This window comes from Vibrio sp. 378, assembly GCF_033339435.1.
This window is the reverse complement of the sequence record NZ_JAWOUO010000553.1, coordinates 1-700: the sequence shown is the minus strand read 5'-3', so window position 1 is coordinate 700 and position 700 is coordinate 1. Positions and strand designations below refer to the sequence as shown.

1 protein-coding gene is annotated in these 700 nt (G+C 45.1%); it reads right to left on the bottom strand.

Annotated features, from left to right (window positions below):
- Positions 1-700, bottom strand: a 700-nt coding sequence (locus R7Q48_RS27490) for a histone deacetylase (protein WP_318133432.1), incomplete at both ends; no start/stop codon positions are given.

Sequence of the window (700 nt, the reverse complement as noted above, 5' to 3'; positions counted from 1 at the left end):
TCCCTCTGTTTTTCATCAGTTGAAAAAGAAAACGATCACGCTCAAAAATTGCTTGAGTCGATACGTCAAAGTAACCAAGCTCATCATCTTGATGAATATCTACCCCAGCGTCGTAAATCACCATATCTGGACGATGGAGATTCAACGCCATCTCGACCACCTCTTTAAACGTCATCAAAAATGTTTCATCGTCTGTTCCTTTTGCTAACGGAACATCCAAATCAGACTGTGGTTTTCTGGCAGGAAAGTTTTTATCGCAATGAAAAGAGAGCGTCACGATGTCCGGCTCTTCTTGGCACAAGGTGGCGGTTCCATCACCATGATGAACATCACTATCAATAATTAAAATCTTATCAACGTGCTCGTTATCCAACATGTGTTTAGCCGCAATCACTAAATCGTTGAACAAACAGAATCCGCTACCAAAATCTTTGTGCGCATGGTGGTAACCACCACTTAAGTGCAGTGCGATACCGTGCTCAAACGCTTTTTCGGCTGTCAGAAGCGTACCAGCCGCTGACGTCAGTGTTCGAGTGATCAGAGCTTCACTCCAAGGAAAGCCGATTCGACGCATTTTAGCGGCGGGCATATTACCTTGTGCCAGAAAGTCAACATACTCCGCATCATGCACGCGCTTGATCGCTTCAATTGACAGAGCTTGTGGTTCAAAAAACTGTACCCACTCAGCTTGCACATCGCG